This window comes from Candidatus Baltobacteraceae bacterium (assembly GCA_036489885.1).
Taxonomy (GTDB): domain Bacteria; phylum Vulcanimicrobiota; class Vulcanimicrobiia; order Vulcanimicrobiales; family Vulcanimicrobiaceae; genus JAFAMS01.
This window is the reverse complement of sequence record DASXEW010000001.1, coordinates 151528-169763: the sequence shown is the minus strand read 5'-3', so window position 1 is coordinate 169763 and position 18236 is coordinate 151528. Positions and strand designations below refer to the sequence as shown.

At 61.6% G+C, this 18236-nt stretch carries 13 protein-coding genes and 1 pseudogene; 4 read left to right on the top strand and 10 right to left on the bottom strand.

The window, feature by feature from the left end; genetic code table 11:
• The first annotated feature begins 3 nt into the window (after nt 1–3).
• A complete protein-coding gene (locus tag VGG22_00820; GenBank protein HEY1726902.1) occupies nt 4–1104 on the top strand; it encodes a P-loop NTPase in 1101 nt (366 codons plus the stop codon).
• A gap of 49 nt (nt 1105–1153) precedes the next feature.
• On the opposite strand, the gene VGG22_00815 is transcribed toward VGG22_00820, so the two are convergent.
• On the bottom strand, nt 1154–1474 hold the full coding sequence (locus tag VGG22_00815) for a YXWGXW repeat-containing protein (protein HEY1726901.1): 321 nt from the start codon (nt 1472–1474) through the stop codon (nt 1154–1156).
• A gap of 149 nt (nt 1475–1623) precedes the next feature.
• On the opposite strand from VGG22_00815, the gene VGG22_00810 reads away from it, so the two are divergent.
• On the top strand, nt 1624–2814 hold the full coding sequence (locus VGG22_00810; GenBank protein HEY1726900.1) for a M48 family metalloprotease: 1191 nt from the start codon (nt 1624–1626) through the stop codon (nt 2812–2814).
• Here VGG22_00810 and mptA read toward each other — a convergent pair.
• The 5 genes and pseudogenes from mptA to VGG22_00785 all read right to left on the bottom strand — a co-directional run bounded on the left by mptA (nt 2735) and on the right by VGG22_00785 (nt 11696).
• Nucleotides 2735–4246 carry a GTP cyclohydrolase MptA gene (gene mptA / locus VGG22_00805; protein ID HEY1726899.1) on the bottom strand — a complete coding sequence of 504 codons (1512 nt, stop codon included), beginning with the start codon at nt 4244–4246 and terminating at the stop codon, nt 2735–2737. The two genes, VGG22_00810 and mptA, sit on opposite strands and share 80 nt — an antisense overlap.
• A complete protein-coding gene (locus VGG22_00800; GenBank protein ID HEY1726898.1) occupies nt 4239–6374 on the bottom strand; it encodes a family 1 glycosylhydrolase in 2136 nt (711 codons plus the stop codon). Before VGG22_00800 ends, mptA begins: the two co-directional genes overlap by 8 nt.
• Nucleotides 6375–9188 carry a zinc-dependent metalloprotease gene (locus VGG22_00795; protein ID HEY1726897.1) on the bottom strand — a complete coding sequence of 938 codons (2814 nt, stop codon included), beginning with the start codon at nt 9186–9188 and terminating at the stop codon, nt 6375–6377.
• 66 nt (nt 9189–9254) lie between these two features.
• Nucleotides 9255–10442: a SpoIIE family protein phosphatase gene (locus VGG22_00790; GenBank protein ID HEY1726896.1), complete on the bottom strand. Its 1188-nt coding sequence runs from the start codon at nt 10440–10442 to the stop codon at nt 9255–9257.
• Nucleotides 10416–11696: pseudogene (locus VGG22_00785) on the bottom strand (GAF domain-containing protein). Before VGG22_00785 ends, VGG22_00790 begins: the two are co-directional and overlap by 27 nt.
• Nucleotides 11697–11836: 140 nt before the next feature.
• Between VGG22_00785 and VGG22_00780 the strand changes: the two are divergent.
• Both VGG22_00780 and VGG22_00775 read left to right on the top strand, forming a co-directional pair.
• Nucleotides 11837–12310, top strand: a complete 474-nt coding sequence (locus tag VGG22_00780) for a redoxin family protein (protein ID HEY1726895.1) — start codon at nt 11837–11839, stop codon at nt 12308–12310.
• On the top strand, nt 12307–13485 hold the full coding sequence (locus VGG22_00775; protein ID HEY1726894.1) for an MFS transporter: 1179 nt from the start codon (nt 12307–12309) through the stop codon (nt 13483–13485). The genes VGG22_00780 and VGG22_00775 overlap by 4 nt, the downstream gene beginning before the upstream one ends.
• Before the next feature lie 13 nt (nt 13486–13498).
• Here the strand turns inward: VGG22_00775 and VGG22_00770 are convergent, their stop codons facing one another.
• The 4 genes from VGG22_00770 to VGG22_00755 are packed head-to-tail and all read right to left on the bottom strand — an operon-like array spanning nt 13499 to nt 18210.
• A complete protein-coding gene (locus VGG22_00770; protein ID HEY1726893.1) occupies nt 13499–14194 on the bottom strand; it encodes a VIT1/CCC1 transporter family protein in 696 nt (231 codons plus the stop codon).
• A gap of 34 nt (nt 14195–14228) precedes the next feature.
• Nucleotides 14229–14543 carry an NIPSNAP family protein gene (locus tag VGG22_00765; protein HEY1726892.1) on the bottom strand — a complete coding sequence of 105 codons (315 nt, stop codon included), beginning with the start codon at nt 14541–14543 and terminating at the stop codon, nt 14229–14231.
• A gap of 20 nt (nt 14544–14563) precedes the next feature.
• Nucleotides 14564–16156 carry a hydantoinase B/oxoprolinase family protein gene (locus tag VGG22_00760; GenBank protein HEY1726891.1) on the bottom strand — a complete coding sequence of 531 codons (1593 nt, stop codon included), beginning with the start codon at nt 16154–16156 and terminating at the stop codon, nt 14564–14566.
• On the bottom strand, nt 16153–18210 hold the full coding sequence (locus tag VGG22_00755; protein HEY1726890.1) for a hydantoinase/oxoprolinase family protein: 2058 nt from the start codon (nt 18208–18210) through the stop codon (nt 16153–16155). Before VGG22_00755 ends, VGG22_00760 begins: the two co-directional genes overlap by 4 nt.
• Nucleotides 18211–18236: the final 26 nt, after the last annotated feature.

Here is an 18236-nt window from a genome sequence, read left to right as displayed (position 1 = left end):
GTAATGCCAACTGCGTCAGAAATCCAGCTCGGGCCAAAGACCAACATCAAAGAGCTCGTCGATGCCATGCCCATCGCCGAGCAAGTGCTCACCAAGTTCGGTCTCCATTGCGGCGGCTGCGGCGTCAACAAGTACGAAAACATCGAAGCCGGAGCGAAAGCGCATGGCCTGCGCCTCGAGCCGATTATCGCGGCACTCGAGGAAGCGCGGCGCACTGGTGCTGTTCCGACCGTCTCTGACGACGACCGGACGCCCTTGCGCCGAGCCCCCGGCGAGTTCGCACGCCGCTCGCGTTTCAAGCACGTCGTACCTGTCATGTCGGGCAAAGGCGGGGTCGGAAAGTCGCTCGTCACGGCGATGCTCGCCGTCGGCTTGCGCTCGCAGAATCTCAAGGTCGGCATTCTCGATGCGGACATCACCGGTCCGTCGATACCGCGTCTTTTCAATCTTCGTGAACCGCTCGGACTCATGCACGATCCCAATGGACAACCCGGTCCGAACGGACAACCGCCGCCGCCGATCATGGTGCCCGCGATCTCGCGCACCGCGATTGAAATCGTCTCCTCTAATCTGCTGAGCGATCAAGAAGACACGGCGATGATTTGGCGCGGCCCCATTCTCTCGGGCGTCATTCGGCAGTTCTACGAGCAGGTGATGTGGAGCGACCTGGACGTGTTGCTCATCGACTTACCACCCGGGACTTCGGATGCGCCTCTTACGGTGCTGCAGTCGCTCGCCGTCGACGGCGTCGTACTCGTAACGATGCCGCAAGCGCTCGCGACGATGATCGTGCGCAAAGCTGCGAACCTCATTCACCAGCTCAAAAAACCGATTCTCGGCGTCGTCGAGAACATGTCGTACTTCGAAGCGCCCGACACCGGCAAACGTTACGACGTCTTCGGCCCTTCGCATGCCGAGCGCGTCGCCGAGCTTGCCCACGCGCCCGTTCTTGCGCGCATTCCGATCAAGCCGCGCTTGATGGAACTTGCCGATGCCGGACGCGTCGAAGAGATCGACGATCCTATTTGCGTCGAGCTCGCGCACGCGATGCTCGATCAGCTCGTCACGACGCCGCGCCCCAAGAAAGAAATCTCGCTGATATAAACTACGCCGCTCGAAGTCGAGCGGCGTAGTTCCCTTCGGGGAAATTAGCCTAGCGCCAGTGACCCGCCACCCAAACTCGATAACCGCCGGGACCCATGCGATAGTGTCCGGCCACCCATTGACCGCCGGCACGTCCGTGAACGTAATGGCCCGGGACCCAAACCCATCGACCACCCATGGCACGCCAGTGTCCTGCGTCCCAGTGATAGTATCGTCCCGGCGGTGGCGGAATGGCCTCGTATCGCGCCGGTGGCATCGGTCCGATATGGACGCCGATCGACATTTGCGCTGATGCCGGTGCGGGCATCGCGCCGGCGAACATCGCCAAACCAAAAAATGCTGCGAGGAAAATGCTGGTAACTTTCTTCAACCTGGTTCCTCCATTGCGTATAAGTGCACGCGGCATCGGCCGCACTGACGTAACGGCTCTCGTGAACCGGTGTCCGCGGCGACCGAGGTTTTCAAATCCCGGGTTAATCCTACCCAATTTCCTGGGCTTGTCTGGGTAGAATCCCGGCCATGCGACGCATAACGCTCGGCCTTTGCGCCGGCTTCCTGGCGGGTTATGCGGCGGTTCGCGCCGCCGAAGCCTGGATCGACATTCGGCACCCGGCCGGACCGCTTGCAAAGAACCCGAAGGCCTACGGCGCGACGAAGCGCGCGTTGATGGTCACGGGCTTGGCGCGTTCCCTCGCCGGACAAGCCGTGATTGCATTTGCGCTCGCCGATCGTTTGCCGGCGGCGATACGCGACTCCGATCGTCCGCTCGTTACGGCGACGTACAATGCACTCGGAACGCTCATCGACACAATTTTGGACACGCCGATCGAATATGTCGAGCGATACGTGATGGAGCGGCGCTACGGACTCTCGGACCAAACACGTGCAGCGTGGCTGCGCGAACGCGCAAAGGCAACGGCGCTCGGAATGGGGCTTGGCATACCCGTCATCGCCGGGCTGCTCTGGATTGCGCGCCGTTTTCCAAAGGCATGGCCGTTCGTCAGCAGTCTCGCTGCCGTGCCCGTGCTGACGTTATTGACGCTCGTTGCACCGGTTTATCTCGCGCCGATCTTCAACAAATTCGAACGCCTCGAAGGCCCTCTTGAGGAGCGTCTGCGCCGATTAGCGGCGCAATACGGCGCCGGCAACGCCGACATTTTCCGGTTCGATATGAGCCGTCAAACAAAGAAGGCCAACGCGTACGTCACGGGATTGCTCGGCAGCCATCGCATCGCGATTGCCGACACCCTGCTCGAGGGGTTCAGCGACGATGAGACCGAGTTTGTCGTCGCGCACGAGCTCGGCCACTACGTCGCCGGCGATACGTTGCTCAGCATCGGAATGGGGTCGCTGGCGGCAACGTTTCTGATCTTTGCCGGGAAAGCGATCGCGCTCGGTGACGGTGAACGCGTTGCGAGCATTCGCGGCCTTGCGCGTTTCAGCTTCACGACGCAACTGCTCGCGGCGCTTGTCGGGCCGCTACTCGCAGCCGGATCACGCGCGATCGAGCGGCGCGCAGACCGTTTCGCGCTCGCGGCGACCGGACACCCGGAATGGGGTGTCGCAGCCTTCGAGCGCTTACGCGATCAAAATCTTGCTGAAGACGAGCAACCGCGCTGGGCAGAACTGCTTATCTCCTCGCATCCCTCGCTGCGGTCTCGAATTGCGACCTTGCGCGAAGCCATGCCGCAAGCTCCGTCTTATCCGTGACGTAGACGCTGTCGCGCAGCTCGCGCCGGAATTCGCCGAAGGTTCCAAATGCTTCGGCGAATGCATCGTGCTTGTGAATTGATTCGTAGTTCAGCTGAGTGGCGGCAACGAACGTCTCGTCCGGAAAGTCCGCATACATCGCGAGCGTGCTCGCCAGGATCTCGCGTACCACGTCTTCGACGAAGCGCGGGCGATGGTGCGCCTTGTTGACGACGAAAAACTCATCGGGACGCTTGAGCAGATCGTACGTCTCGCTCGACATCGAGTTCTCGACGATCTCTACGAGGTCTTCGGCACGAATCTCGGCGGCGCGATCCGACGATGTTCCAATCAACAGCGTACCCTTTCCGCGCTGATTGTGCGTCGCGACGGGAAGCGCATCCAGTGCGCGATTTGCGTCGGCCTCGGTGAAGCCGGCTTCGAGCAGCTCGCGGTGCGAATGCTCGCGAACCATCAGCTGAGCGCACGGGCACGCCGTCATACCTTCGGCCTCGACGCCGACGGCACGCCGCGTTCCTTGACGGTCGGCGTGTGCGACGCCCACGAGCGCGTAGGTCTCTTCGGTGCGCTTTCCGCTCACCGGCGTCCAGCGTTCGAGACCGAACTCGGCGCGCACCCGAACGTCGGCACGCAGGGCGTGCTGCGATACGACGATCTCGCGTGCTACGCGCTCGACCACTTCTTCAACCGTCGATGCCGGCTCGCCACGCGCGAGCACTTCGAGCAACGCCTCTTCGAGCAGCTCCGAAAAGCGTGACATATGAACGCCGGCGCGATTCGGCTCGAGATCGGCGACCATCGAAAACTCTGCGTTCAACGGAACCTTACGTCCGTGCATCGTCAAGCGAATGATGCGCTTGATCTTGGCAACGCCGACGCGGCTGAGCGCGAGACGGTGCTCCGGCTCTTGGCTTTGGCGGTCGACGTCGAAGCGCAACGCACGAGGTTTGCGCACGACGCCGTCGTGTGGAACGCGCGATGCCATTTTCGCGAGCGTCGATTTGCGGACCGGATCGACGAAATCGGGCGCGATCTCCGCCAGCGGAATCAGATTGAACGGACGCTGCTCGACATACGGATGCGGCAGCTCGAAACGGCCGAGATCGGCGACCAAGTCGCCGTAGTAGAGAAAGTCGATGTCGATTACGCGCGCGGCGAGATGCTCGTGACGCCGTGCGATCGCGGTTTCGACGTCGCGAAAAAACGACTCGAGCGCGACGGGATCCAGGTCGGTTGTAAGCCGCGCGGCTGCGTTGAGGAATTTTGGCCCGGCGACATTGCCGACGGGAACGGTCTCGTAGAACGAAGAGACCGCGTCGATACGAACGCGCGTGCGCAGCCGCTGGAGCGCTTGCAAGATGTTGCCTTGCCGCTCGCCGAGGTTCGAACCGATCCCGATCAGCGCCGTGTGCATTCCCCCAATCCTATCCATCTGCCGTGCGTGACGCAATAATCTGGGCGAAACGCGTGCTGGCGGGCGTCGCGACGCGTCTCAAGTCCGGATCGTGATCGAGATCGACGTGGTAGAGCCCAAAATCGCTATTGTTGTCGAAAGGCAATCCCCATTCGCGATTCGAGGTGATGCTCCAGCACAGATAAGCTTCGACCGGCAGTCCCGTAGCCAGCGCCTTCTGAACTTCGCGAAGATGATTCGCAATGTAGTCGGCGCGCGCTACGTTGTCTGCGCTCGTAACGCAGCCGTTCTCGACGATGATGATCGGCTTGCCGGGAAACTGCTTGTGCTGCTCGCGCAGAATCTGACCGAGAACGCCCGGCCAAACCGGTGCGCTCGCATACCTGCATTCGGCCGCGGACACCAAACGACTGAACTTGAAGAGGGAAGGCGCGCCCCAATAATAGTCGAGCCCTATGTAGTCGAGCGTCCCGACGCATTCAGGCGGACACAGAAACTCCGCCAGGCGGCCGGCCATCCCCAAATTCCACCAATTCGTTCCGAGAATCGTGGCGAACATCGAGATCGTCTTACGCAACCCGTCAAAACGCCGCAGCCAGGAGCGCGTTGCATCGAGCCGGCGATCGCCCTCCAAGGGTACGAAATCGACTCTGCCGGGTTTTGCGCCGAAGATGCGCGCCGCAATCTTTCGGGCGAGATCCGGCTCGAGACCCTCGTACGCGCCATTTTCTCCGCGCGTGCAAAGCGTTGAAACTCCGGGCCGAATTCCGACGCGCAAGACACCACGCCGGCGAATCGCACGCAGCGACCTATCGAGATCGGGGACGTGCTGCGGAGCGATCGAGGTGCGTCCGATGTGTGCGACCGTCTTACGGTTGTTTGTGTGCGGTGCATTCGGCATAGATTCCTTGGCATCGCGCAGCGCCAGATCGACGGCGTTCAGCAACGAACGGCTCCCAAACGGAATCGCCACCGCAAAATCCTGAGCGTGTCCTCGAACCGCGCTCCTAGTAAGCGTGCCGTGCGCGTAAGGCTCGAGAAACACATCGTCGTCGAACACGAGATCGACGTGTCCTTGGCGAAGCGACGCGACGGCCGTGTCGAGGTCATCGAATTCGTGCATCGAGGCCTGCGGGAAGTACGTTTGGAACTGTTCGGCGGGCGCACCGTCCGCGGCAACGCCGACGCTGCCGGCAAACGTGCTCGAATCGATGGGCGGCACCTTGGCGCTCTCGTGCAGCGTACAGAGATTGGCAGCGAAATACGGCTCCGAAAACAGCACGCGATCCATACGCTGCTGCGTGATCGTGATTTGTGCGATCGAGATATCAACCGAGCCGGAGTCGAGGATCGGCACTTGCGAGAAACGCTTCGCTTGTCGAATGAGGTCGTCGGGCGTGCGAAGGTTGACGGCGGCACGATCGACGAGGGCCTGAAACCACTGCGGCAAGCCGAGAACGAGCGGATTCGTTCCAACGCGCGCCTGCGGACGCTCCTTGTGAATCGCGGCACGCGCACGGTTATGTGCGCGAAAGAGATTTGGGATCAGCTTGATGACCGCTTCCATCTGTTCCGTCTCGGTCGCGAACGGCTCCATGCCCGGCGGCATCGCGTAAGCACGCATGCACCAGAGCTTGATGAATCCGTACACGAGCTGGTTGGGCTCGTTGATCGTAACGTAGTAGTCGATCAGGTCCCCAAGACGTTGCACGACCTGCGTTGCGTACGCTGCGAGGCGATCCGGAAACGCCGGATCGAGCAAACCGGCGCCGTTCCCCGCAGCTTGGATGTGGATCGGCCACGAGTTATGGTGCAGCGTGACGATCGTCGTCATCCCGGCGTCGCGCATATACTGCAGCACGTCGCGATAGTGCGCGAAGGCTGCATCATCCCACGTACCCGCTTGCGGTTCGAGTCGTGCCCATGAAAGCGAGAGACGAAATGCGCCGCAACCGAGCCCACGCGCAAGATCGACATCCTCTTTATACCGGTTCCAAAAATCGGTGGCTTTGCCGCGCGCCGTCAGACCGCGAACGCGCTCCCACGTGTCGCGAATGTCGTCTTCACCCGTATACGCTTCACACTGATGATCCGCCGTGGCAACGCCGAAGCGGAATTCAGGTGGAAACGGCGGTAGGTCGCTCAGCTATAAGGCTCGGGTGTTTTGGGCTGCCAGCCCACGCGCGATGCGCGATGAGAGTTCCGCGAGATGCGCTCGCGTGGCGATGTCGAGCCCTCGCGAAGCCAATCCCTTGTGGACCTCGGCTTGCGCGCGATGCAGCTCGTAGCGCGCCAGCTCTTGGGTTTCGTAGGGAATCTGCAGCTGGTCGAGCGCAAACGAGGGCAAGAGCGCAATTTGCAAGAGCAGATCCGTGTAGCGCCGTTGCATTTCGCGATGCATCGCGGGGATCGGCGTGCCGGACGCGACGTCATCGTAGACTGCCGACGACGACCATTCGAACAGATCTTGCAACGACATCGTCTTGCCGGGCGCGAGCTGCGACTGATCGGCGATCCGGGCGATGTTGACCGGCGTGAAGATCGTGTAGAGGATCGTATCTTGAACGTTTGCGACGAACGCCGTCAACGGAAAGTCCGGTCGCGCGTTCAACCCTTGCGCGCCCCAACCGTGGAATCGGTCAGGCCCTAAGTGCTCGACCAAGCTCGGCGGCAACGCCAGCGCGCGCGCCCCGAATACGTAACGGTCGAGCAAATCGAAGGCGCGCTTTTGATCGCTGCGCGGAACCGGCGAAAACGGCGGGCTGCCACCCTTCTCACCACGATGCGAACGTGAGGTGTAGACACCGCCAACCCAGCGCGTCGTAAGTAACGCGGAGCGCGTGTATTCGCCGAGGATCGTCGAGAACGCCAGCCGCTCGTCATTGTAGGAGCGATCGTTGCGCGGATAACGTCTGTCGAGCGTCGCCAGAAGACGATCGGCGATTTGAAAACGCTGCGCGTGCCATCCGATCGGGTCGCTCGAGAGCACGAACAGAGCGACGCGCGGATCGACGGCCCAGGCCCCGCTCGCATCTTCATCCGTCTCGAAGACATGATCGGGCTCGCCGGCACGATCGGCAATCGCTTTGAGCGAGCTTGCCGAACCGTTCGGCGTGTATCCGTATTGGATCGCCCAATAGTCGTACGGTCCGAGCTGCGTTTGGAAGAAGTCGGGTTGAGGTTGACCCGACGGAGCCAGGTCGACCGGATTGTACGCCATCACCGAAGCGCTGATGCCGTGCTTCGCGGTGAACGCCGGATTTTCGACGTCGTGGAGCGAGTAGACCGACGGCGCCGCGAAGTTATGACGCAAGCCGAGCGCGTGGCCGACTTCGTGCATCGTCACGGCTTCGATGTACTGATCGACGTATTTATTCGTCGCGCTCGAGCTTTCACGTAGTCCGGGATAGAGCGCCAATGCGGCGAACGCCGCGTCGGATTCGAGCGCCTCACCGTACTCGCAGAAATCCGCCAGGCATGGGTCGGCTAGCGTCGCAGCTGTGCTCGCACTCTGAACGGAAACCGCCGTCGAGGCTGCGTTCGGCTTCAAACCTGAGTCGGCGAAAAACGGGGCGTAGGGCGAATAGGCAGCAATCGGCACGCGTGACGGCACGACATTGTCGATGAATCCACGGCGCAAGCTGCGCAGCGCTTCACCATCGACCGTTACCGTTGCGCGCAGGATCTGGCCCGTGGCGGGATCGGCAATGTGCGGGGTTGCCGCAACGAAGCTGGCACGATCCTGGTCGATCCAGCGCACCGAATTGTATTTTGCATCGTCCGGATCGAACGACGGATCGGACGGCGGATCGTCGACACGGATTGCGTGAGGATAGCCGATCTTCGCAAACGCCGCGTTCCACGCCAAGATGCCGCGTTTGACCGCGTCGCGGTACTCGCGCGGAACTTCGTTCGTCAGCGTGAAGACGATCGGACCTTTCGAAAGATCCCAGCGGTCGATATAGCGCACGAACGGTGAGGGCGTCTTGTCGTCGCCGAAGCGCTTGTGCGTCTCGAGGAAATAGCCGATGCGATCGTCCGCAGCTCGCGGCGCGTATCCCGCGGTGCGCACCGGTTCTTCGAGAATACTGTAGTGGACTTTGATCGGCGTGCCGCGCGTATCCGGGACCGTTTGCAAATCGCCGTTTCCGTTGAACGTCAGATTGACCGTGATCTCGTCATTATCCGGTAACGCCTTGGTCGAGATGTAATACGAGCGCGAAGGATCGAGCGCAAAACCCGCACGCGGGCCGCCTAAGAGCAGCAGTAGGCCGCCGCCGGGCGTTCCGCCCCCGGCAGCCGCCGCGAGATCTTTACCGATGTCGAGGTGATCCGTTAGGAAGAGCACCGGAGCGATCGCCACGTGATCGGTCGCGGCGTTCTCCGCCAGGATCGGCGAGACGGCGATGATCGACGAGGAAGTTGAAATCGCGAGCGCTTTAGCCGCCGTACCTTGCGACGACGCAAAGTCGGTGTTCGGCGTGATCCAAAAGACGCGGTGGCCGATGCGCTGGAATTGCACCAGCATCGGATCGTAGAGCCGCCCCGCGAACGTTCCCGCGCCGAGACCCGACGCGAGCGACGGCGCAAAGATGAACGTCTTCTTGAAATCTTGCGGACCAAGATCCAAAAACAGCTCGTCGTCCTTGCGAATGAGGTTGATGAGCCCGGTCTGCAGCTGCGCGTTGTGCATGAACGCGGCGTACGATTGCGGCGTCTGCGGCGCAATGTTGAGCAATGCTTTTATCGCCGTCGGAACGTTTGCCGGCATTCCGGGTGACGGCAAGATGACCGGTTCTTGGCCGCTGGGAGAGCTCTCAGGTTTCGGGCTCCCGGGGGCGGGCGCCGCTGTTGCAGCAGCCTGGGGTGCGGCCTGCGCGCGCACCGCGGGCGTGCCCGCGGCAGCAACGAAGAGCGCAGTAAAAACAAAAAGGGCTATGGCCCTGATGGAAAGGCTCATCGCCCCACGACAGTTCCTTTTCGCAGGGCACGCCTCCCGGCTGCCTTGCTTGAATTTATCGAAAAATTAAGCTAGAGCTTGCGAGCGTTCGAACGCCGTATCGGCGGCGCGCACGACCGGGAGCGCAACGCGCACGTGCGTGCCGTAACCTGCGATACGCTCGACGTCGACCGTTCCGCCGAACTGCTCGACGAGCCACAAGCCGCGGCCGGCTTCCATAAATATATCGGCGCGGCGGCGCGATTGAAATCGAAAGCCGTTGCCGCGATCGGTTACGTGCAGGACCGCAAAGCCATCGATCCATTCGAGCGCAATGTCGATCGGGCCGGGCGCGTGGCGGACGACGTTTGCGATCAGCTCGCCGAAGATGACTTCGGCGGCATCGATCTCACTCGCATCCGTTGCTTCGGCGCGAAGATGATCGATAAAAGCATGCCGCGCGTCGCTAGCGGCACGCGCATGGTCGGCATGAAAGCGCCACGTCGTATGCGGAAACGTGACGACGAAGATCGCTGCATCGTCTTGCACCTGTGCCGGCAGGCACGTCGATGCGATCAGGTTCGCCGGGCTGCGTACAAATGGTACGGCGCCTGAGCCGAAGGCACGAATAAGTACCTCTTCGCCGGCCACGATGTCGCGGTTCGCTTCGACCACTCCGTCGGTATAAAACGCAATTGCCGCTACGTCGTGCATTGCCCGGTAACGCGCGGGTTGAGAGGATGCAAGCTTCCGCAGTCCGATCGGCATTCCGTCGACCTGCAGCGGCTCGATCGAACCGTCGTTTAAGCGCAGCAGCGGATACGGATGTCCCGCATTAGCTGCGACGACTTGCCGCGAGCGCCGATCGTACACCGCAACGAACGCCGTCGCAATCGCGTCGGGATAGCGTTGAACCACAACACTCTCGGCCGCATCCAGAATCTTGCCGGGATCGCTTTCGTACATGCCGACGACGTTGATCGTGTGGCGCAGCTTGCCCATGATCGCCGAGGCCTGAAGACCGCGTCCCGTGACGTCGCCCATAGAGAACAAGAACCGTCCGTCCGGAAGCTCGAAGATGTCGTACCAATCGCCGCCGACCTGTGCGTCGCTGGCCGTCGCGGCAACGTAGACGGTACTTACCTCGGCACCCGGCACGTTCGGCAATTGCGCCGGAAGCGTAACCTCTTGGAGCGTTTTCGTGAGCCGGCGCTCGCGCTCGACGCTTTCTTCATGCTCGAACGCGAGCGCCACGCGTCGCGCTACTTCTTCCATCAGCTGCACTTCATGATCGCCGAAGTTACGGCTGGTCGAATAAATCGTAAGCGCGCCGTAAACTGAGTCGGTTGTAAAAAGCGGAACGGTCAGCATCGACTGCGGCGTCGCTTGCGCGAAAACCGGTAGAATGTAGGGCTGCAGGGTTTCTCGCAGCCGTTCGATCCCGGTATTGGTGCGCAGCATCGTACGGTGTCTATTGAGCGTCTCGTAGAAGTTGCGTTCGGTCTCGCGGTTAAATATTCGCTGCCCGCGCATTTCGGAAAGGACTGCGCCGACTTGCGGATTCCGGTGCGCCAGCTCCTCGAGTCGAATCGAGCTGGGGCCACCCAAGACATAGATGGCCGCCCAGTCGGCAACCTCCTCGACGATCACGTCCAGCACTCTGCGCAGCTTCGTCTTGGCTTCGCCGCTTGCGAAGAGAATGTCGGTCTCGCGCGCCAAGAGCCGGAAACGTTCGAAAGAGCGTACGTTTTCGAGCGCCACGGCGAGTTGCCGCGCTCCGGCCATTGCAATGTCTATGTCCGCCGCGTCGAACTCGCGGTCGCTCGACGAGATGAAAATCAACGTTCCGATCAGACGTTGCGCGACGATCATCGGAACGGCGATCGACGCTCGCGAACCCAGTTCTGCGTCGACGGAAGCGCCGCGGAGCGGTTCTCGCGTTTCGATGACACGATCGACAAGCCCGTCGTGCAAGAAGCGATTGATCTCGCCCTTGCGCATCACCGCCATAAGTGCGGGGTCATTGTGCGCGACGGCGCCGATTCGCAACTCGCCGCCCTCGGCGAACAGAACAACGCATCCGTCGCTGAAACGCTGCGCCGCGACGCGCGCAAAGGCGGCGACAACCTGCTCCTGGTCGAGCGAGGATGCGAGCACGTTTGCGACTTCAGAAAGAAACCGCGAACCTTCGCCTGTGCGAACTTGCTCGTTGATATCCGTCGCCACGCTGATCCAATGCGCGCTCTCGCCATTCGAGTCGAGCCTACGAGCGGCACGCGTCAAGAACCAACGGTAGCTTCCATCTTCCGCGCTTCGAAGCCGGTATTGCATCTCGAATTTCTCGCCGGTTTCGAGCGAATGCTTCCAGCGCTCCGACGCCGCCTCGAGGTCGTCGGGATGAATGATACCGGAGAGCACGCCAAGAGAGACGCCCGCTAAACCCTCGATTGAGCGTCCCGTATAGGCGACCCACCGGGAGTTGACGTGCACGATTCGGCCGCTGTCGTCGGCCACAGAGACGAGATTCGGCGTTGCCTCGGCTACGTCAAAATCCCGGAGCTGGCTAACGTTCGTCCCTCACGTCCATACGTTGTGCCCCTTGTCTGGGAGCCTAAAACAAAGCCTGCCCAGGGGGACGGAAAAGCCGGAAAGCGGGGAATGCTGGTCCCATGGCACTGAGGGTGCGCGATGCGCTCCCCTCTCTCGAGGGGGCGACACGCTGGATCAATGGAGCGGAACTTTCGCCGAGCGAGCTTACCGGACGTGCGGTGTTCCTGCACTTCTGGTCGATGACGTGTTACGTTTGCCACGACGTCGCACCTGAGGTCGAACATTGGCGGCGGATGTTCGAGCCGGCGGGCTTGCTTTTCGTCGCGGTGCATCAGCCGCGGGTTCCGCAAGAGCTCGACGTCGATGCCGCAATCGACGACGCGCTGAATGAAATGAACCTCTCGCATCGCGTTGCGTTCGACAACGATCTGCAGATCGTCGGGCGTTTCGACAATGAGTTCGTCCCCGCGTACTATCTTTTCGATCGCGAGCACAAGCTGCGGCACTTTCAGGCCGGCGACAAAAGCTACGACCGTATCGAAGCCGCCATCGAAAGGGTGCTCGCCGAGGTCCCACAAACCGCCAAAGCCTGAAGCATTACTACGGCTGGACGATCGTCGCCGCGCTCGGCGTCACGACGATCGTCTCGTATGGTACAAGCCAGTATCTGATCGGCGTTCTCGTCGGACCCGTCGCGCAGGATCTGGCTTGGAACAAAGCGGCGATCAACGGCGCCTACTCGCTGACCGTTCTCGTCTCGGGGATCCTCGGATTCGGCGTCGGACGCGTCCTGGATCGATTCGGCGCGCGCACGCTGATGTCGGCCGGCTCGATCGTCATGGGCGCGTCGCTCATTCTTCTAGGCCGGGTGCACACACTTGCGGAGTTTTACGCCGTATGGGGCATTGGTTTCGGGGTCGGCACGGCGTTGACGTACTATCCGGTGTCGTTCACCGTCGTTGCCAACTGGTTCGAAAGCCGGCGCATGAACGCGCTTTCCATCCTCACGTTCATGGGTGCGTTTTCATCCACGCTGTTTTATCCGTTGAACGGCGTGCTGGTATCCGCGTTTGGCTGGCGCGAAGCCGTCATGCTGCTCGGCCTGATTCAAATCGCGATCACGCTGCCGTTGCATGCGCTCTTACTGCGCCGCCAACCTGAGGATCTCGGCCTAAGTCCCGACGGCGGCAACGCAGCTCCGGCAAGCGGAATGCTGCTCGGCGAAGCGTTTCGAACGCGCGCGTTCTGGTTGATAACCGCGACGATCTCGCTTTCGTTCTTTGCGAGCACGACGGTGATCATCGAACACATCATCTTCTTGACGTCGCGCGGTTTCGCCGCGCCGCTGGTCACGACCGTCGTCGGGCTCTTCGGCATCGCGTACCTTCCGGGCCGCGCGATCGTCATTTACGCGAGCCGGCACGTTCCGCTACGATTCCTGGTCGCAGGCGCCGTTGCGCTGGAAGCGATCGGCGTTGTTTTGCTCTTGAGCGCGCATGGGATTGCGACCGTCGTCGCCTACGTGCTCGTCTTTGGAAGCGCATATGGTGCACTCTCGCCGCTACGCGGCGCGATTATGGCCGAGCGCTTCGGCCGGCGCGCATACGGCGCGATCATCGCGTTGCAGGGAATACCGATTGCAATTCTTGCAGCGCTGGGGCCATTCGTCGGCGGCAGATTGATCGACGGATTCGGCTACACGGCGTCGTTTGAAGGTTGCATCGCTTCGCTCGCGCTCGGCGCGCTGCTGATGCTGCTAAAGTTTTAAGACCCTACTCCGGCTACCCAGTGATGAGCCGCGCAATACCGAAGGCCGCGGCAGCGGCGGCGGCGCCGATCAGCGTGGTTTGTATCGCACCGCGAAGCCGCGGCGTTCGCGTCATGCGCGCTTTGTAGCCGCCGAACAGAAAGAGCGCGACGAGCGTCAGCGCGACCGAGATCATCAGCGCATACGGAACGTTCGAGATGAACACGTACGGGACGAGCGGGACGAGTCCACCGACCGCGTACGAGATCGCAATCGTCAGCGCACTGATGGGCGCCTGATTCACCTTCGGACGTTCAAGACCAAGCTCGAAGCGCATCATGAAGTCGACCCACCGGTCCGGATCGGCTACGATATGATCGACGACTTGCTCGAGCTCGCTTCCGCCCAAACCGTACTCGCGAAAAACGTCGCGCACTTCGTCGCGCTCGATATGCGGTACGAGTTGCACCTCGCGATACTCGCGCCGCCGTTCGCTTGCGTATTGATCGATGTCGGTCCGAGCAGCGAGGTAGCCGCCGAGGCCCATCGAGATCGATCCGGCGACGATCTCGGCGAGACCGGCGGTGACGACAACCTTCGACGAAGCCACGGCGACCGAAACGCCGGCCGCAAGCGCAAACGGAACGGTCAAGCCATCGGATAAGCCGATGACGACGTCGCGAAGCGCGACCTTCGGATTATGGTGCGTCTCGCCGTGATGTTTGACCACGCCACTCGCTAGGCGCGATAAGCGACCGATTCCTTCAGAGCATGACGAATTCGGGCGTCGTTTCCGTCAGCACGGCGCTGTAGCTCTCGATCATCGGCATCGCGATCCCCTCAAGCTCATTCTTCCATACCGGCCCGTCATAGAAGAGACTCTTCATGCGGTCGCGCTCTTCGAGTGAGGGAAAGGAACGCAGAAACAAAAACACGTTCGGATTCTCGGTGTCCAGCAACGGTCCGAGCACTTTTATCCCGACGGCCTGCTGTTCCGGAATGGCACGTTTTTCGAAAAACGCAACGAACTGATCGCGCAACCCCGGCTTGATCGTGTACGTCCGAACCTCGATGATCATTGATAACTCCTCGGCGCCGCTTACGGCTCGTCTGATCCCCACCCGCCGCCGCCCGGTGATTGCAAGATAATCTCATCGCCGGCCGCGATCGGAACGTTGATCTTGCCGGGTAGCTTTTTGCGCTCTCCGTTGCGCACGATGTGGTGCTCGCCCGGGGCGCCGTCCGCACCACCGCGCAATCCTCGCGGCCCGAGCGTATGATGTTCGGCAATCAGCGACGCGCGTCCGGTACCTTCCAGGAGTTTCCATGAACGCACGAGGCCGAAGCCGCCCCGGTATTTTCCGGCGCCACCAGTGCCTTCCGCGAATTCGTAGCGCGTGACGCGAATCGGAAGATAATGCTCCATTGCTTCGATCGGCGTGTTGAGCGTGTTGGTCATGTGAGCTTGGATCCCGTCAACTCCGTCCGCACTCGGACGCGCACCCATCCCGCAGCCGTTGGTCTCGTAGAATGTCCAGGCTTCGCCCTTTGCGTCGACGCCTCCGACGATCACGTTGCTCATGGTTCCTCCGCTCGCCGCCGGGACGCGCTCGGGCGCTGCGTCGGCAAACGCGCGCAGCACCGTGTCGGCGTTGCGCTGCGACGTTTCGACGTTTCCACCGGAGACTGCAGCCGGCCGCCGCGGATTGAGAAACGAACCTTCCGGAACATGCACCGAGATCGGACGAAAGCAGCCGTCGTTCATCGGGATAGTCGGATCGGTGAGCGCCCGCACCACATAATAGATGCCGGAGAGCGTTACACCGTAAACCGCATTGATCGGAAAATTGACTTGCGGACTCGTCCCTGTGTAATCGAGTGAGACGCTGCCGCCCGCGATCGTTAGTGCGAGACGAATGAAGACCGACGGATTGCCGTCGAGATCTTCCATCGCTTCTTCGACTTCGTAACGACCCGGCCGGAAAGTCGCAAGCTGGGCGCGCAACGCTCGCTCACTTTCATCCAGAATACGCTCGAGCGCGCCTTCGTACGTCGCGAGTCCATAGGTTTCGATCAATGCAAGGACGCGACGTTCGCCCGTGATGCTGCCGGCGATCTGTGCCTTGAGATCGCCGCTGCGCGCATGCGGATTGCGCGAGTTGGAGCGGACGAGCGCGACGATTTCGGGTTGCACGGCATCGCCGCGCATCAACCGCAACGGTGCGATGACGAGCCCTTCGCCGAAGAGCTCCTCGGCATCGGCGCTCATCGAACCGGGGACGGCGCCACCGACGTCGGTGTGGTGCGCTTTGCTCGCAGAATATCCGACGAGCCGTTCACCCACGAAGACCGGGCGAATGACCGTCACGTCGTTCAGATGTGTTCCGCTGATATACGGGTCATTGACGACCCACATGTCGCCGGGAGCCATCTTCAGACCCATGCCGTCGATTGCCGCGAGCGTCGCGCGCAATCCCCACGGCAGCGATCCGAGATGAACCGGGATGTGCTCGGCTTGAGCAATCAAACGCGTTTGCGCATCGAAGATCGCACACGAATGATCGAGCCGGTCTTTGATGTTCGGAGAATACGCCGAATTGCGAACAGCGATCCCCATCTCTTCGCTCGCATAGACCAGCGAATTCTTGATGACCTCGACCGTAATCGGATCGATGCGCGACGGGGCAATCATGCGCGCACCAAATTCAGATTTCCGAGCTCATCAACAGCCGCCGTCCATGATGGCGCAACAAGCGTCGCGCTATCGTATTGCTCGATGATTGCAGGTCCCGCAACCGTTGCGCCTCCACCGAGTTGCTCGCGCTGATAGACCGGCGTGTTGATCCGGCCCTTTTGCGCGAAGTACACCTGCCGGTGGCTGGATGGTCGCTGTGGTTCGACGACGCTCACCATGACATTAGAGATATTGGGTTTCGCGACTTCACCGACGGCGACCAGACGCGCGGCGACGACTTCGACGGCGTCTTCGCGCGAGGCGTAGCCGTACGTGCGCTCGTGTTTCTGATGAAACGCCTCGATCGCTTGTGCGAACGTCGTCATCGGCACTCCAAGCTCATAGCCTTGGCCGAGATACCGTATCTCGAGCTCGCGAATGAACGCCATCGCGTCCGGCTTGACGCCTTGCGCCGCGAGCTCGTCGTGTCCCGTCTTTTCCATTTCGGCAAACGCGGCGTCAACGCGCGCCCCATCCAGCCGATCGACTGTCGCAACGATTGTGCGCACGTACGATGCGCGGACGTCGGCGGCCAGCAATCCCCACGCGGAAAATAAACCCGGTGAGGGCGGAACGACGACGCGCTTGACCTCGAGTGCATCCGCGAGCGCACACGCGTGCAATGGACCGCCGCCGCCGAACGCCATCATCGTGAACGTTCTCGGGTCGTAACCACGCTCGATCGAAACGATGCGCAAGATCTTCGCCATCTCGTTGTCGACGAGTTCGATGATGCCGGCCGCCAGCCGATCGCGATCGAGCTCGGGTAGCCGCGGCAACAGCGACTCGATTGCAGCGTGCGAACGTTGCGCGTCGATCGGCATCTCGCCGCCGAGCAATGCGACGGGATTCAGCCGGCCGAGCACGATGTTCGCATCGGTGACCGTGGGTTGATCGCCTTTGCCGTATGCGGCCGGTCCGGGATCGGCTCCGGCCGAGAGTGGTCCGACACGCAGTGCACCGCCCGCGTCGATCCAAGCGATCGTTCCGCCGCCGGCGCTAACCTCAGCCAAGTCGACGAATGGAAAGCGCACCGGATATCCGCTGCCTTTCACGGAGCGCCCCGAGTGCGTCCGTCCCGCAGCTTCAAACTCCCCGACGACTTGCGGCTCGCCGCCAAAAACGGTGCCGGCCTTCGCGGTGGTTCCGCCCATATCAAAGGAAAGAACGTTCTCGATGCCCAGCTTGCGGCCAAGAAACGCTGCGCCGATCACGCCGGATGCCGGACCGCTTTCGATGATCGTCGCCGGGCGTTTTGATGCAACGCTGATTGCCGCCATCCCGCCGTTGCTCTGCATCACGTAGAGCGGCGCACGAATTCCCAGTTTGCGCACTTCGCGCTCGAGCTGTTCGAGATACCGCCGAACGAGGGGAACAAGCAGCGCGTTGACGACGGTCGTGCTGGTGCGTTCGTATTCGCGGTACTCGGGATCGATTTCACTCGACAGCGTGACTTCGGCGTTCGGCAACCCGGCGCGTACCGCATCGGCTGCCGCGCGTTCGTGATCGGCATTTGCGTACGCGTGTAAAAATGAAACGGCGACCGCACGCACGTCAGAGCGCGCAAGTTGCGCGACCGCGGCGTCCAGCGATGCGCGATCGAGCGGGACGACGACCCTTCCCCGATGATCGAGCCGTTCGCGTACGCCGATACGATCGCCGCGCGCCACGAGCGGACGCGGGCGCTCAACGAACAAGTTGTAGACTTCGGGACGATTTTGCCGCCCGATCTCGAGAACGTCGCGAAAACCTTCCGTCGTCAACAGCGCGACGCGCGGTAGCTCGAGGTTGATTTGGCCGAGCAGTGCATTGGTCGCGATCGTGCTCGAGTGCGCGATCAAACTGATCGCGGCGTCAGGGTCGCGCGCAACAAAGTCGCGCAATGCACGAACGACGGCCTCCTCGGGAGCGCGCGGAGTCGTCGACACTTTCAGGCGCGAAAGAGCGCCCGTCTTCTCGTCAAGAGCGACGAGGTCGGTGAACGTTCCGCCGACGTCGATGCCAACCCGCATCCCGCGGGCTACAACAACGTGACGGT

Excerpts from the sequence above, each read along its gene's own strand:
- VGG22_00820 (HEY1726902.1), top strand. The coding sequence starts at position 4 with ATGCCAACTGCGTCAGAAATCCAGCTCGGGCCAAAGACCAACATCAAA.
- VGG22_00810 (HEY1726900.1), top strand. The coding sequence starts at position 1,624 with ATGCGACGCATAACGCTCGGCCTTTGCGCCGGCTTCCTGGCGGGTTAT.
- mptA (HEY1726899.1), bottom strand. The coding sequence starts at position 4,246 with ATGGATAGGATTGGGGGAATGCACACGGCGCTGATCGGGATCGGTTCG.
- VGG22_00795 (HEY1726897.1), bottom strand. The coding sequence starts at position 9,188 with ATGAGCCTTTCCATCAGGGCCATAGCCCTTTTTGTTTTTACTGCGCTC.
- VGG22_00790 (HEY1726896.1), bottom strand. The coding sequence starts at position 10,442 with ATGGAAGAAGTAGCGCGACGCGTGGCGCTCGCGTTCGAGCATGAAGAA.
- VGG22_00780 (HEY1726895.1), top strand. The coding sequence starts at position 11,837 with ATGGCACTGAGGGTGCGCGATGCGCTCCCCTCTCTCGAGGGGGCGACA.
- VGG22_00765 (HEY1726892.1), bottom strand. The coding sequence starts at position 14,543 with ATGATCATCGAGGTTCGGACGTACACGATCAAGCCGGGGTTGCGCGAT.
- VGG22_00760 (HEY1726891.1), bottom strand. The coding sequence starts at position 16,156 with ATGATTGCCCCGTCGCGCATCGATCCGATTACGGTCGAGGTCATCAAG.
- VGG22_00755 (HEY1726890.1), bottom strand. The coding sequence starts at position 18,210 with ATGCGGGTTGGCATCGACGTCGGCGGAACGTTCACCGACCTCGTCGCT.